General features: G+C 33.7%; 15 protein-coding genes. 9 read left to right on the top strand and 6 right to left on the bottom strand.

All coding sequences use genetic code 11. The features are described from left to right. The first annotated feature begins 168 nt into the window (after positions 1–168). The 4 genes from DN410_RS05750 to DN410_RS05735 all read left to right on the top strand — a co-directional run bounded on the left by DN410_RS05750 (position 169) and on the right by DN410_RS05735 (position 4,079). Entirely contained in the window at positions 169–1,923 is a 1,755-nt protein-coding gene (locus DN410_RS05750; RefSeq protein WP_149175740.1) for an adenine deaminase C-terminal domain-containing protein, read from the top strand. Positions 1,924–2,035: 112 nt separating this feature from the next. Further along, a complete protein-coding gene (locus DN410_RS05745; RefSeq protein WP_149175739.1) occupies positions 2,036–2,563 on the top strand; it encodes a hypothetical protein in 528 nt (175 codons plus the stop codon). A gap of 221 nt (positions 2,564–2,784) precedes the next feature. Beyond that, complete coding sequence (locus tag DN410_RS05740; RefSeq protein WP_255446676.1) at positions 2,785–3,873, top strand: response regulator aspartate phosphatase; 1,089 nt, start codon at positions 2,785–2,787, stop codon at positions 3,871–3,873. Continuing rightward, positions 3,870–4,079: a hypothetical protein gene (locus DN410_RS05735; protein ID WP_149175738.1), complete on the top strand. Its 210-nt coding sequence runs from the start codon at positions 3,870–3,872 to the stop codon at positions 4,077–4,079. Before DN410_RS05740 ends, DN410_RS05735 begins: the two co-directional genes overlap by 4 nt. Positions 4,080–4,143: 64 nt before the next feature. Here DN410_RS05735 and DN410_RS05730 read toward each other — a convergent pair whose 3' ends face one another. Then, positions 4,144–5,523: a catalase gene (locus tag DN410_RS05730; RefSeq protein WP_149175737.1), complete on the bottom strand. Its 1,380-nt coding sequence runs from the start codon at positions 5,521–5,523 to the stop codon at positions 4,144–4,146. A 271-nt stretch (positions 5,524–5,794) separates the two neighbouring features. Here DN410_RS05730 and DN410_RS05725 point away from each other — a divergent pair, with 271 nt between their 5' ends. From DN410_RS05725 to DN410_RS05720, 3 genes are all read left to right on the top strand, one after another. Further along, the gene (locus DN410_RS05725; protein ID WP_149175736.1) at positions 5,795–7,012 is read left to right on the top strand and encodes an aspartate aminotransferase family protein; all 1,218 of its coding nucleotides are present in this window, start codon (positions 5,795–5,797) and stop codon (positions 7,010–7,012) included. 4 nt (positions 7,013–7,016) lie between these two features. Beyond that, positions 7,017–7,202, top strand: coding sequence for a hypothetical protein (locus DN410_RS28150; protein WP_218947464.1), 186 nt, complete (start codon positions 7,017–7,019; stop codon positions 7,200–7,202). A 124-nt stretch (positions 7,203–7,326) separates the two neighbouring features. Next, positions 7,327–8,778, top strand: a complete 1,452-nt coding sequence (locus DN410_RS05720; protein ID WP_149175735.1) for an MFS transporter — start codon at positions 7,327–7,329, stop codon at positions 8,776–8,778. 66 nt (positions 8,779–8,844) lie between these two features. Here DN410_RS05720 and DN410_RS05715 read toward each other — a convergent pair whose 3' ends face one another. From DN410_RS05715 to DN410_RS05705, 3 genes are read right to left on the bottom strand one after another with little or no spacing between them, the layout of a single operon-like run. Then, the gene (locus DN410_RS05715; protein ID WP_149175734.1) at positions 8,845–9,954 is read right to left on the bottom strand and encodes a DUF4018 domain-containing protein; all 1,110 of its coding nucleotides are present in this window, start codon (positions 9,952–9,954) and stop codon (positions 8,845–8,847) included. Further along, the gene (locus DN410_RS05710) at positions 9,926–11,092 is read right to left on the bottom strand and encodes a DUF58 domain-containing protein (protein ID WP_149175733.1); all 1,167 of its coding nucleotides are present in this window, start codon (positions 11,090–11,092) and stop codon (positions 9,926–9,928) included. The genes DN410_RS05715 and DN410_RS05710 overlap by 29 nt, the downstream gene beginning before the upstream one ends. After that, a complete protein-coding gene (locus DN410_RS05705) occupies positions 11,089–12,018 on the bottom strand; it encodes an AAA family ATPase (RefSeq protein WP_149175732.1) in 930 nt (309 codons plus the stop codon). The genes DN410_RS05710 and DN410_RS05705 overlap by 4 nt, the downstream gene beginning before the upstream one ends. A gap of 206 nt (positions 12,019–12,224) precedes the next feature. Between DN410_RS05705 and DN410_RS05700 the strand changes: the two genes are divergently transcribed. Continuing rightward, positions 12,225–12,542, top strand: coding sequence for a PadR family transcriptional regulator (locus DN410_RS05700; RefSeq protein WP_000991890.1), 318 nt, complete (start codon positions 12,225–12,227; stop codon positions 12,540–12,542). 7 nt (positions 12,543–12,549) lie between these two features. Next, on the top strand, positions 12,550–13,086 hold the full coding sequence (locus DN410_RS05695; protein ID WP_149175731.1) for a DUF2812 domain-containing protein: 537 nt from the start codon (positions 12,550–12,552) through the stop codon (positions 13,084–13,086). A 118-nt stretch (positions 13,087–13,204) separates the two neighbouring features. Here DN410_RS05695 and DN410_RS28360 read toward each other — a convergent pair whose 3' ends face one another. Together DN410_RS28360 and DN410_RS05685 are read right to left on the bottom strand one after the other, a co-directional pair. Then, complete coding sequence (locus DN410_RS28360) at positions 13,205–13,501, bottom strand: hypothetical protein (protein WP_149175730.1); 297 nt, start codon at positions 13,499–13,501, stop codon at positions 13,205–13,207. A gap of 295 nt (positions 13,502–13,796) precedes the next feature. After that, positions 13,797–14,045, bottom strand: coding sequence for a DNA alkylation repair protein (locus DN410_RS05685; protein ID WP_149175729.1), 249 nt, complete (start codon positions 14,043–14,045; stop codon positions 13,797–13,799). Positions 14,046–14,097 lie beyond the last annotated feature (52 nt).

The raw sequence follows: 14,097 nt of genomic DNA, 5'->3' as shown, positions 1-14,097 counted from the left end.
TTTTATTTTGGAGCAAAGAGGTACGCTTTTAATTCTGAAAATTGTTATTTTTAAAATTATTCCATATAATGAAAGTAATAGGGGTTTTATGAATGGAAAATACTTTAGTTGATTAACTATTTCTCGTTTTAACCAATATAACAGTTAATAGATTTGGAGTTGAGTACATTGGGACAAAATCATTATAAATGGAGTAATAAACAATTACGAGAGCATGTCGAAGTATTAGATGGCAAGAGAAGTCCGCACATTTTATTAAAGAATGCAACGTATTTAAATTCTTACTTACGTAATTGGATAGTAGCGAATGTTTGGATTTATGATGACAGAATTGTATATGTAGGGGAGAAGTTGCCAGAGCAATTAACGGATTGTGAAGTTATTGATTGCGAAGGAAAGTGTGTCGTACCCGGTTACATAGAACCTCATGCACATCCATATCAATTATATAACCCAGAGACGCTAGCAAATCATGCGATGCAATTTGGAACAACGACTTTTATTAATGATAATTTAACTTTATTTTTCACATTAAAACGTGAAGAATCATTTCGTTTATTAGAGGAATTTAAAAAGATTCCAGCAAGCATGTATTGGTGGTGCCGTTTTGATGGACAGACTGAATTGCAAAACGGGGAATCTTTGTTTAATAGTGAAGAAATAATAGAGTGGCTGCAGCATGAAGCGGTTCTTCAAGGCGGAGAGTTAACAGCATGGCCAAAACTATTACATGGCGATGATGAAATGCTAACTTGGGTGCAGGAAACGAAACGATTACAGAAAAAAGTAGAAGGACATTTCCCAGGTGCATCTGAAGCAACGTTAGCAAAGCTAAAATTATTAGGCACGGATTGCGATCATGAAGCGATGACAGGGGAGGAAGCGTTAAATCGTCTTATGCAAGGCTACACCGTTTCTCTTAGAAATTCTTCCATTAGACCGGATTTAGAAGTTTTATTAAAAGAATTGCTGGAATTAGGTGTGAAACAATTTGATAGATTCTTTTTCACAACAGACGGTTCACATCCGTCCTTTTATGAAAAAGGAATGACGAATGTAATGATTACTACCGCTATAGAGAAAGGTATTCCAGTAATTGATGCGTATCATATGGCAAGTTATAATATTGCTCGTTATTATAATATGGAGCATATACATGGTTCGATTGCGACAGGTAGAATTGCTAATATGAATATTTTAGAAAGTAAAGAAAACCCAGTGCCAACGAGCGTAATTGCAAAGGGACAATGGGTAAAGCGTGACGGAGTAAACAAAAATGAATCATTATTTATAGAGTGGAGTAAGTTCAAAGTAACTCCATTATCATTAGACTGGACCATAGAAAAAGAGGATATGATTTTCCCTAATAAAACGGGTATACACTTATTAAATAACGTTATAACAAAACCATATGTAAGTGAAATTGACTTAAACCATGATGAACTTTCTATTGATCATGATGAATGTTTCCTTATGATGATTGCTCGTGATGGTACTTGGCGAGTAAATACAGTTGTGAAAGGTTTTGCAAAAGAATTAGGTGGTCTTGCTAGTTCTTATTCTGGCACAGGTGATATGATTCTGATTGGAAAAAGTAAAGGTGATATGCTTACAGCTTTTCATAGAGTAAAAGAGCTAGGCGGGGGAATGGTAATAGCTGAAAAGAATGAAGTATTACATGAAATTGCATTACCGCTCATGGGGATTATGTCAGATGAAAAGGTGAGTCATGTAATACAGAAAGAGAAAAAGATGGTGAACTTACTGCAAGAAAGAGGATATGCTTATGACGATCCAGCATTTACAATTTTATTCTTTTCTGCGACGCACTTGCCTTTTATAAGGGTAACGCCTATAGGATTATATGATGTGAAGAGTAGTAAGGTACTGGCTTCGCCGGTGAATTTGATAAAGCAATATTAATATGAAAGGCCCTATAAAAGTCTAAATTATAGGGCCTTTTACATTATTAGCATAAGAATATTGTAAGCCTCAAATAATATAGTATCTAAATCATTTGAGGTGATATGTAAATATGAAAAAAATATTTTACATTTTAAGCGTATTTATTTTGTGTGTATCAATACAACACGTTGTACATTCCCAATCAGATGCACCAAGGTTATCTTCAGATTGTCTTGAAGAAAGGAAAATTCGAGATGAAAAGTATGTGAAGAATATAATACAGGACATTAAATCCACATTTAATTTAAATATTGATGAACATAGTTTTTGGGAAGTAAGTAAAAGAGATCTAGATGCTGCACATTTAATGTATGGTGGAAAGGAAAATGATTCTTATTATAATTCGCTAACTAAAATTTATGATAGTGGTGGATTTAGCGAGCAGCATAGTTTATTTGTGAGTGCACAAGAAGCATTTTTACTTTATAAAGAAAAAGATAATATCAATGTAATGAAACGTCTAAAACTAGACGTTGAAAAAGGGGAATGGCTTGTTATAAAAACGAAAAAGAAGAAAGGGAAAAAAGTGAAATTCAAGCCGTTGCAATGTGAAAAAGATTATATGAAGAAGAGAAATGAGTACCATAATATAAAATAATGCAACGATAATTTTGAAGGAAAGAGTTTTTGTTAATAAATAATAAAAAGTAGGCAATCATATTGTTTTATGTAAATATGGTTGCCTACTTTTTAGTTTGAATATAATTTTTTGTTAATTAACTGAATTTTCTGAAATATATTTATCAATTAATTCTACAAGTCGCTTATTATTAAATTGAGATAAAATATAATTATCAAACATGAAAGAGGGGGAAGAGTTTGATTACAAACACAAATGAGGAAATTAATAGTTTATTAAAGAAATGGTATGAAAATATTATAAGATGTAATAGAAACGAAGCATTACAAATCAAAACAGAATTAAATAAAAGAATTAATGAAAATGAATTAAATTTGGATCAAAAACATTATTTAGAATTATTTAATTTTAGGTATCAAGTGCTTACAGATGGGCTTTCAATTAATAAGGAATCATTTGATCATATTGATTTAATGAATTTATCTGAATCTAATTCAATTCAATTTTATTATCACTTTTTTAAGGGAATACATAGAACGATATTAAGTGACTATAATGATGCAAAAATACATTTTGAACAAGCTGAAGAATTCATGCCAAGTGATTTAAATGAATTAGAAAAAGCTGAGTTTATGTATAGACAAGCAACTTACTTGTATCAAACTTATCAACCCCTACTTGCGATCGAGAGAGTAACTGAGGCTAAAAATATTTTTTTAAAACATAAAGAATATAATGTACTTGTTGCGTTGTGTAAAAACGTTTACGGATTATCGTGTATAGATTTAAAACAATATAATTTAGCAGAAGAAAGTTTTGACGCTGCTATTGATATATTACGAAGAGAATCTCAAGAAGAGTTATTACTGCGTGTACGGAGCAACATAGGCTGGTTATATGAAAATCAAAATCTATTACCATCTGCAATCCGTCATTTGTCAGAAGTAAACAGTAAAATAGCGAATCATGCACGTGCGCTTTTTTCAGAGTCTGAAGCACACTTTAAGTTGGGAGAATCAGTGCGTGCAGAAGAGCTTATTAATAGGGGAATAAATGTGAGTAAGGAAATGGGGAATAAAGAATACCTCCATAGATTTTTAATCCTTGAACAAATGAACAAATTATCAAATACAAATGACCTAGAGAGGGTTGTAATTGAAGGTATTCAATATTTTGAACAGAATAATCTATCAGATGCGGTTTGTGAATATACTGAAAAACTAGCAATAAAATTTCATGAGGAAAATAATTATCAAAAAGCTAGTGAATATTTTTATCAAAGTACAGTGTCGAAAAAAAAATCAATGGAAAAAGGGGCGTTAATATGATAAAAGAAATCAAAATATTTTTAGTGGGCATTGCATTTATTGGTACAATCGCTTTTGGCGGATCCCAATTTATTCAATATGCAAATCGAGGAGATACACCAGCACCAGCAAGAGACTTTATTCAATATGCAAATCGTGGGGATACTCCTGCACCGGTAATTCCTACTTATACAAAAACTACATATGATAGCTTGAAGTTATCATAGAAATTACAAAAAATGGTTATAAAAAACGTCATTTTAATTATTAAAAATGACGTTTTTTATATTCTTAAATTTTTTGCATCGCACTTTCAATCTTTTTTACCAAATCAGCAGACACTTTATGAAAATACCCTAAAACGACCTTTCTAATATTATCGGATATAACTTTCAAATCACTAGCTAAGTTTTCAGCAAGGTGTTCTTTTTCTATCGTTTGTAACTTGTCATAAAATTCACCAGCCTGCTGAAAGTCATTCTGTTTAGTTATAGAAGTCCTTTCAAGTTTACCTTCAACGTACCTTCCATCACCGCTTGTAATTTGATTAGCAGGTGTCCAATCTTGTTGCTGGTTAATCGTTAATTTACGAAATTCAGGACCAATTCTTCTTCTTTGTGAATCACTGTAAATGTTAGCGCGCCCTTGCAGCATTTTATCATCTGATAGTTCTGCACCGTCAAGTAAATTAGAAGGGGAGAATGCGACTTTCTCTACTTGCTCCATATAATTTTCAGGATTTTTATTTAATACCATTTTACCAACTGGTATAAGAGGGTACGCCTTTTCGTCCCATACTTTTGTATCATCTAGAGGATCATAAGAAAGATGTGCTTCATCTTTTGGTTCCATGAGCTGAACATATAAACCATATTCCACTGGTTTACCATTTGCAATTGCATCATATAAATCTTTCCCGCTATAATCAGGATTTTCGGCAGCTAGTTTAATTGCTTCTTTACTAGTAATGTACTGTACACCTTCAAATGGGTACCAATGATACTTTACATACTTTCGATTACCTTCCGCATTTCTCCATACATATGTATTAACACTATGTCCTGGAATGTGGCGAAGACTTTTGGCCGTACCATTATTAGAGTATAAACGGACAACAAAATGAATAGATTCAGGTGCTTTAGCGACAAAACTCCAAAATCTATTAGGGTCTATTAAGTTATTTTTAGGTGAAGGCAAGAGTGCTTTAATCGTTTCAGGGAAACGCATCGGATCACGAACAGAAAAAACAGGGATGTGATTGCATAAAAGGTCAAAAATGCCTTCTTTTGTATAAAATTTTGTGGAAAAACCGCGTACATTTCTAGAAGTATCCGGTGTTCCTTTCGTACTAACAGCTAATGAAAATCGCACCATAACGGGAATTTTCTCATTAGGATTTTGCAGGAAATTTAGTTTAGTATGTTCGGACATTGGATAGATCGTTTGAAAATAACCGAACGCACCAAATCCTTTTACATGAACAGGTCTTTCTAAAATTTTTTCGTGAATAAATTCTTGTAATGATTCATGCAGTACACTATCTTGCTCTAGTACGGGTCCACGTGAACCAACTGTTTGAGAGTGAAGTTTAGCTGGTTCATTACGTTCTCCATTTTCATTAAACCCTTTCCCTAGTGAAGGTTGCCACTGTTTATCATAGTTTTCATCCATCGATATAGCCTCCAAATTTTTTTGTCCATTTTTACTAAATATGATTTTTTAGCCTTGATTATGTATGGCATGCAAAGTTCAAAATAGTAACAGACCGCTAGATGAAAAAAAAGCGTATGCAGTGGACCTGTTGAAATAGAAGGAATTATGGAAAAATGAATATCGGGAAGGAAAATTACTATTAAAATTTCAATCTTAAAAATGAATTTATACATGACTTTATAGAAAATGAACATAAATAAACAGGGAAAATAACTAGGAGGAATTTAAAATGTCGGATTGGTTTCAATTAGATAAAGAATATATGATGTCAACGTATTGTCGTACGCAGGTTGCGATGGAAAGAGGAGAAGGTTGTAAACTATATGATGTGGATGGTAAAGAGTATTTAGATTTATTTTCGGGTGTAGGAGTGAACGTATTAGGATACAATCACCCTAAAATCGTGCAAACGACAATGGAGCAAGTTACGAAATCGTTGCATCTACCGTTTCATTTTTTAAACCCAGTTGCAATTGAGTATGCAAAGAAATTAGTTGATAATTCTTTAGGAAATGGTAAAGTCTTCTATACAAATTCAGGTACGGAAGCGACAGAAACGACTTTGAAATTAATTGACAAATATAGAGCTATTACGAATGAAGAGCGCGATGGAGTTGTTGTGTTGAAAAATAGTTTCCACGGGCGTACGTTAGGGGCACTTCATTTTACAAGACAAGAAAATGTATATCAAAATTTCCCTAAAACATCTATTCCTGTATATGAAGTAGAGCGCGAAAATATAGAGCAATTAGAAGAAACAATCATAAATGAAAAGCCTATTGCAATTATGTTAGAGCCTGTATTAGGCAGCGGCGGAATCTATCCTTTATCAAGTGAATATTTGCATAGTGTTCAACATCTTTGTGATACATATAATGTGATTCTTATCGTTGATGAAGTACAGAGTGGTATGGGGAGAACTGGAAAACTATTTTCTTATCAAAATTTCAATATTACACCGGATATTATTCAAATTGGTAAAGGAGCAGGGGGCGGGATACCGCTTGGAGGAATCATTGTAGGTGAAAAGCTATGTGATGTATTTTCACCAGGAGATCACGGAACAACATTTGCTCATTCATCAATGGGAGCAGCTTTAGGTTTAACGGTATTAAATACATTGATTGAAGATGGTTTAATGCAAGAAGCGTATGAAATGTCACATTATTTCAATGAGAAACTGCAAGCAATTCAAAAAGAAAACTCTTATTATGTTCAGGAAGTACGTCATGCGGGGATGATGTTTGGTATTAGTGTGAACGATACGAATGAAAACGTGAAGAAATTACAGCTAGAATTAATGGAGAAAGGGATATTAGTCGATGTTACACAAGGGAATATCATCCGTTTACTTCCTCCGTATATAATTACAGAAAAGGAAATTGATGCATTTATTAATGAATTTATATCCGTTATTCATAGTGTGGCAGCGATAGCAAGTGTTTAAAAATTTGGATGAAACTACAAATAAAAAAAGTACCGTATTTTTCATTCGCGCAGGAAGAAAATGGGGTGAAAAAAATAAATTTTCGTATTTAAATAAAAAGCTGAAAAAGGCACTCATACAGCGCTTTTTCCAGCTTTTTATACTATTAAATTACTTAACTAAGAGAGAATCTCATTGGACAAATAATTAATTATGTGAAACAATAATAACAGATAAGGAGACGTTGTTTTTCCTTAAGTGCTTCGAATTAATTTTATTCAATAAGAGAAGGTGTGCTTAAAGAAGTTAAATTAAATAAGGAGCTGTTTTATTATATGCAACAAAATAATGATTTAAATTTTGAACCTCAAGACGTTAATATTGTCAATCCTAAACAAGCCAGGAAAGCAGTAGTTGCTACTGGTATTGGGAATGCAATGGAGTGGTTTGACTTCGGATTATACGCGTATTTAGCGGTTATTTTGAGTCAATTATTCTTCTCAGGTGTTGATAATAGTGGATTGCAACTTGTACTTACATTTGGTACATTTGCAGCTGCCTTTCTCGTTCGACCAATCGGAGGTGTATTCTTTGGTAGAATAGGAGATAAGTATGGCCGAAAAATCGTGTTAAGTACTACTATTATTTTAATGGCACTTTCTACATTATTCATCGCATTACTACCAACCTATGAACAAATTGGTGTATGGGCACCAATACTACTTTTAGTTGCCCGAATGATTCAAGGCTTCTCTACAGGCGGCGAATATTCAGGTGCAATGGTTTATATCGCAGAATCTTCTCCAGATAAAAAGCGTGGTATACTCGGTAGTGGTCTTGAAATTGGAACACTCTCAGGTTACATTGCTGCTTCGGTAATTGTTACCATTTTGACGTTATTGTTAACAGATGAGCAAATGCTCAGCTGGGGCTGGCGTATTCCTTTCTTAATAGCTGCACCAATTGGTTTGGTCGGTTTATATTTACGTCGTCATTTAGATGAATCTCCCATCTTTGAAGAGATGGAAAAAGCACAAGAGGAATCTGAAGACAATGAACAATTTTCGTTTATGGATATATTAAAATATCACAAAAAAGACTTCTTATTAAGCACAATAATTGTCGCCTTCTTTAATATTACGAACTATATGATTCTTTCGTATATTCCTTCTTATCTAACTCAAGTATTAAAAGTCAAAGAAACAACTGGCTTATTAATTATTTCGATTACGATGGCACTTATGATTCCACTGGCGCTTTATTTCGGTAAATTAAGTGATAAAATTGGTAATAAACGCGTCGTGCAAATTGGTTTAATTGGATTAACTGTATTTGCAATTCCAGCATTTTTACTAATAGGTAACGGACATATTGCAGCTATATTTGCAGGTGTTTTCGTATTAGGTTTCTTCCTAAGTGTGTATGAAGGAACATTACCTTCGTTATTACCATCACTCTTTTTCACCGATGTACGTTATCGAGCGCTTTCGATCTCCTTTAATATTTCTGTATCAATATTCGGTGGAACAACGCCGCTCGTATGTTCATACTTAGTTCATGCGACTGGTAACCCGCTCGCACCGGCATTTTATTTAACAGGCGTAAGTATTATTGGATTAGTTGTATTTAGTGTACTTTTCGTCACAACATCAGGACGTGCGCTAAAAGGCTCTTATCCTACAGTAGAAACGAAAAAAGAAGCACACCAAATTGCTAAAGAAGACCCTGAAGAAACACTTTGGTGGCATGAAGAGTCATTAGAAATTGAAGCAGGGAAGCATGCTTAAGTTATAAAAGTGACGTAGAAGTAAATAAAAGACTCCTATTTTTTAATAGGAGTCTTTTTTATTACATTATTTTTTTCGTTTCTTCAAATCCTTCTGATACTCATAAAGCTTATGAACTTCTTTCTTAAATTCATGCAGAAGTACAGTGTTTTCTTCGTTTGAATAACGAACTGTATTATAAGCGTTTATAATAATATGCTTCTCTATATTTACATCCTCTTCATTATCTATTCTCTCTAGCCAAGCCTCAACTGTTTCTCCTCGCTTTCTATTTAAGGGAGGGGATAACTTACTCTCCAATTTGAAAATTTCTTTTCGAATTTCGTTATGTGGTGGTTTGTATCGCTTCATTCTTTTTTGGCTCATACCTTCTTTATCGGTGATGATAGTAGATTCGAAGATAGGCATATTTGGTAAACTTAAATGTTTTCGTTTTTTTACTATTTTCCAAACGATGTAAATAGCGATGACTGTACAGACTATTATTGTAGCGCTATTTATGAGTATTGGATCAAAATCAGGAATTTTTTTCCCGTCTTCAATTTTTGGTTTTAAGAGATGTCCTTTATTTGCCCAAACATCTTCAGTATCTTTTAATTCCGCTGCTTTAATTAATGGCATTAAAGCATAGCCGACGCCTAATGCGACTAATTCCGTTATAAAACCAAAAATAAGTCGAATGAAAGGAAATACTTGAACAATTAATATACTCATTAAGCCAATCGTAATGATAGAAGCAAAACGTAATAGTTGTTGTTTGCGATTTGCTCCGGTTAACCAAAATGTAATCATAAGATGCAAGGCTAATATTAATAGTTTCCACAACGGTGGAAAGGGTGCATAAAATATAGCTGAAACGACAAACCATACAATACCACCTAAAGATTTTTGAACTGGATATCCAGGTCCGACCGCATGTACGATAAAGAAAAATAGTGGTAATATGATTGTGCCAAAAAGAGAAAAATTTAAAAATAAAGAAAAGCCGACTACTTGAAGAACTAAAAGTATTACAAATCCTATCGGTTTTTTCTTCATTAATTTATGAATAAGAAATATTCCCGCATATCCTGTTGTTAGAAAAATTGCAATCCCAATTAGTTCAGTTTTTTCTGTTAATAATGAAAGCAGGAGGAGCAGAATGAAATCATGAATGTGATATAGCCAAGTTTTCAACTGGTTCCACCATCCCTTCATCATGAATGACAAATGTCGGTTGTGTTAAAAGAGGAAGTGCCTTTTTTTGCAAACCGAGAAAAATGATAGTTGATGATCGCTCTCTTTTTTTCATTACATAATGAAGAAATCCTTGTTTCGGAAGTAATGTACTATCATCTGAAATACGGGCTAATTCTTCTAAAACTTTTGCATATTGCGTTTGTCCTTCATTTAACGGTACATGTAATGCACCGCCTTCTGCTAATACACTAATAAACAATTCAAACGGAATTTGGTGCTTCGTTGCGTACTGGAAAATGTATGTTGCATATGAAATAAGTTCTTCTATATTCTCTTTCCAACCAAACCCGCGATCAGCAGCTAAAGAAAGACAAATCGTCCAGCTATAATTTTTTACAGGCTCATATTGCTTCGCTTGTAATTCCTGCATTTTAGCAGATGCTTTCCAATGAATAGAGCGAAATGATTCACGTTCATATCTTTTTACACCGATAATAGATGTTTCATCATTGTAAAAAGAAAAATTCGTTCGATAAGAACCGTTTAATAGTTGCTGAAGTTCTTGCAAACCTGCTACTTCTTTAGGAGAAGGATACACAATAATTTCAGTCCTTAATTTATCAAAAACAGGTAAATGTACAGTTAATAGATGAAATGGATCTTTTAAGACACATTCAAACTGTTCAATTTGAAACACACCACGCTTCGTTGCGGTTAATGTTAAATCCCATTTTTGTGCCGAATGTGCAGGTTGTGAAAATGGGAAAGAGAATAACGTTTTTGATATTTGTTCAATGCCTTGCTCTTTATGCGGTATAAGGGACGAATTTAAATGAAAATAACAAACACCATTAACGAGCGGTATACTGGCTCCATTTTTTAAATGAATAAAAAACTGTCCAGATTCCTCAGGAAAAAGCCGTGTAGTTTGTTTCTCATTTATGATTTGAAACTTTTTCTCTATGAAAGCGACATATTTATAAATGAAAATCGCAAATAAATAATAGAAGAAAAAGAGAAACATAAGCATTCGTTGCGGGAAAAAGAAGGTGAAAAGTAACGCGACTGGAACAGTTAATTGAATAATATGAAGTTGAAAAAATAAAGGTACAGTTACAACACGCTGTCCATTCATGCTTGCTCAATCTCCACTGGTACGTCAACTTCTTTTAAAATCCTTTGCATGATTTCATTTTTTGTCGTGCGCAGGGCACCTTCCATTGATAAAACGATACGGTGATTCCAAACAGAAGGAACTAAAAATTGTATATCTTCAGGCGTGCAATATTCTCTGCCGCGTAAAAAGGCTAATGCTTGAATTGATCGCACTAATGCAAGAGTGGCACGCGGGCTTACACCGTTAGCGATGTAATCATGATTTCTTGTAGCATGGGCAAGTTTAATTATGTAATGTTCTAACGGTTCGGATACGAATATTTCCTTTACTCGTTTCTGCGCTTTTAAAATATCTTCTAATGAAATGACAGATGTGATACTTTCTAACGGTGTATCGTTACGAAAACGTCGCATCATTTGTAGCTCATCTTCTGGAGACGGATAGCCAATTGAAATTGTCATTAAAAAGCGATCAAGCTGTGCATCTGGAAGAGGGAACGTTCCTTGTGATTCAATTGGATTTTGCGTCGCAATAACAAAGAATGGTTTCGGCAGAGGCGTAGATTGTTTTTCGAGCGTCACTTGTCGTTCTTCCATCGCCTCTAACAAACTCGACTGCGTTCTCGGCATCGCACGGTTAATTTCATCTGCCAGTAAAATGTTTGCTACGACTGGTCCAAGTCTTAACTCGAATTCGCTCGTTTTCGGATTAAAATATTCAATACCTGTTACGTCACTCGGAAGTACATCAGGGGTAAACTGAACGCGAGAAAAATGACCACCAATACTTTTTGAAATTGTTTTCGCTAGTAACGTTTTCCCAGTACCAGGCACGTCTTCAAGCAATACATGTCCATCAGCAAGTAGTGAAACGAGTAGTAGATCAATAACATTCTCCTTACCAACAAAGACAGACCCAATATTTTCTTTTAATTTATTAATCATATGTAACATTCCTTTCATCATAAAAGAGTTAATATTTCTATATTTTAACAAATTATTCTGAAAATTGGAATGATTTTTCAATTTAAAGAAATAGATATTTAATTATTAAAATGTACTTGCATATTTTGGAATATGATTATACAATATCGATATATGATATATCGGAAGTCGATATATCATAAGGCGATGTATCGGAGGTAGTTATAATGAATGCGAAAGCACAAAAATATATTCCGTTAACAGAGGCGACATATTACATATTATTGTCACTCGTGAAGCCAATGCACGGTTACGGAATTATGCAAATGGTAGAAGAGATGACAAATGGGGAAGTAAAGCTCGGTCCTGGTACTTTATACGGGAATACAACGAAGTTACTAAAAGAGAAGTTAATAGTTGAAGTTGCTTCTACAGATAGAAAGAAGTGCTATGAGTTAACACCATTTGGTAGAGAGGTACTGGAACTGGAGTACAACAGATTACAGCGGTCTGTAAAGAATGGAAACAGTATATTAGGGGAGTGAATGGAAGATGGAAACAAAGAAGATATTCAAACCTTTCGCAGTATGGAGCTTAGAAAAAGAAGAAGCGTATTTACGTAAAATGCATCAACAAGGCTGGGCGTTACAAAAGTATAACGTAATGTATACGTTTAAGAAAACTGAGCCGAAAGATGTAGTATATAAAGCAGACTTTAGATTAGAGTATAAAGATTCGAAAGAAAAACAAAAAGAATATATCGAAATATATGAAATGTGTGGTTGGAAACATGTAACGAGTTTTGCGAAGTGGAATTACTTTTGTAAAGAAGTAGAAGAGGAAAATGAGTTACCTGATATATATTCAGAGAAGGAAACGAGGATACAAAAACTTACTGAGTTGTTACAGTTTTTTGTAATTATGTTTGTAACAATAATGCCAGCGCTTTACTTATGTTTTCTTGGACCATCAGAATCTAGAATTCCTTATATATTTAAAGGCATGATAGGATTTGTAGGTTGTATGTATTTATATATATTTATTAATGTATCTTGGAAGATTAAAAAGTTAAAAAATGAAATATTGTAACAAATCTTTAATTTTTAAAGACGCTGATTTCTCCGGTTAACTACCAGCGAATCAGCGTCTTTCGTTTCTATCAAAGTTCATTTTGTTCATTCTTTTTTACATAATAAAAACTATTTAATTAAGGCATAGAACTAACAATAATAAAGGTTACTCCTGTAACAATACCTAAAAAAATCATAAATGATGAGGAAACTATTAAAAATATTGAACTACCGATTAATATTTTTCTATTAGATTTTTGATTTTTAAAATGATAATAGAGTAAACAGCCGCAAATAGTTGATCCGATCCATATGAATAGTCCATAGGGAGTCGTAATTTTCTGCCAGTCGAAGATCCAATAGTAAAGTATGGTCATGTGGCAAACTAATAGTAGTAATGCGGATGGAATCATTAATCTGTTGTTAAGCATCATTTATTTCACCTCTCTTATGTAAATATTACCAGAAGAGTATGGGATTTAACATATTATAAGGAAGAAATACGTTTTATATTACCGGATTAAAAGGCAAAATCCCTTATAGAAAAATCTATTTCTACAAGGGATCGTAATGATTTTATCCCGCTTTAACGGGCAGTAAGGCCCCCACCTCAAAATTCAGCGAAAGCAAAGAAGTTAGGTGGGGGGGCGGGCTGCCCGTAAAAGCCCGATTGGTTCAACTAATAATCAGTGGGGGATGAACAAAACCCCCACTGATTAAAGTTTCACTTTATGAGAAAGACTGATTTTGCGCAGGTTTAATAAATTGTTCTGGATTTTCAACAAGCCCGCATACAGCGCATTGGACGCGGTATGTAGGTCCTTGATAAGCCATATGAAAAGCATTTATCGTTTCATTTGTGTATTCTTCTTCTACTTGACCAGTTTGTGGGTTTAACTTGACTGGTTTTACTTGTTGCTCAAGAATATTAAAGCGAGTTCGGTTCGTTTTACAACTTGGACAAAGCATTGGTTCCATATGTATACACCTCCATTTGTATCATTTCTAAAGTGCTTTGATTTTATGCAAG

It is taken from the genome of Bacillus sp. SH5-2 (genome assembly GCF_008368905.1).
GTDB lineage: Bacteria > Bacillota > Bacilli > Bacillales > Bacillaceae_G > Bacillus_A > Bacillus_A luti.
This window is presented reverse-complemented; position numbering and strand designations above follow the sequence as displayed.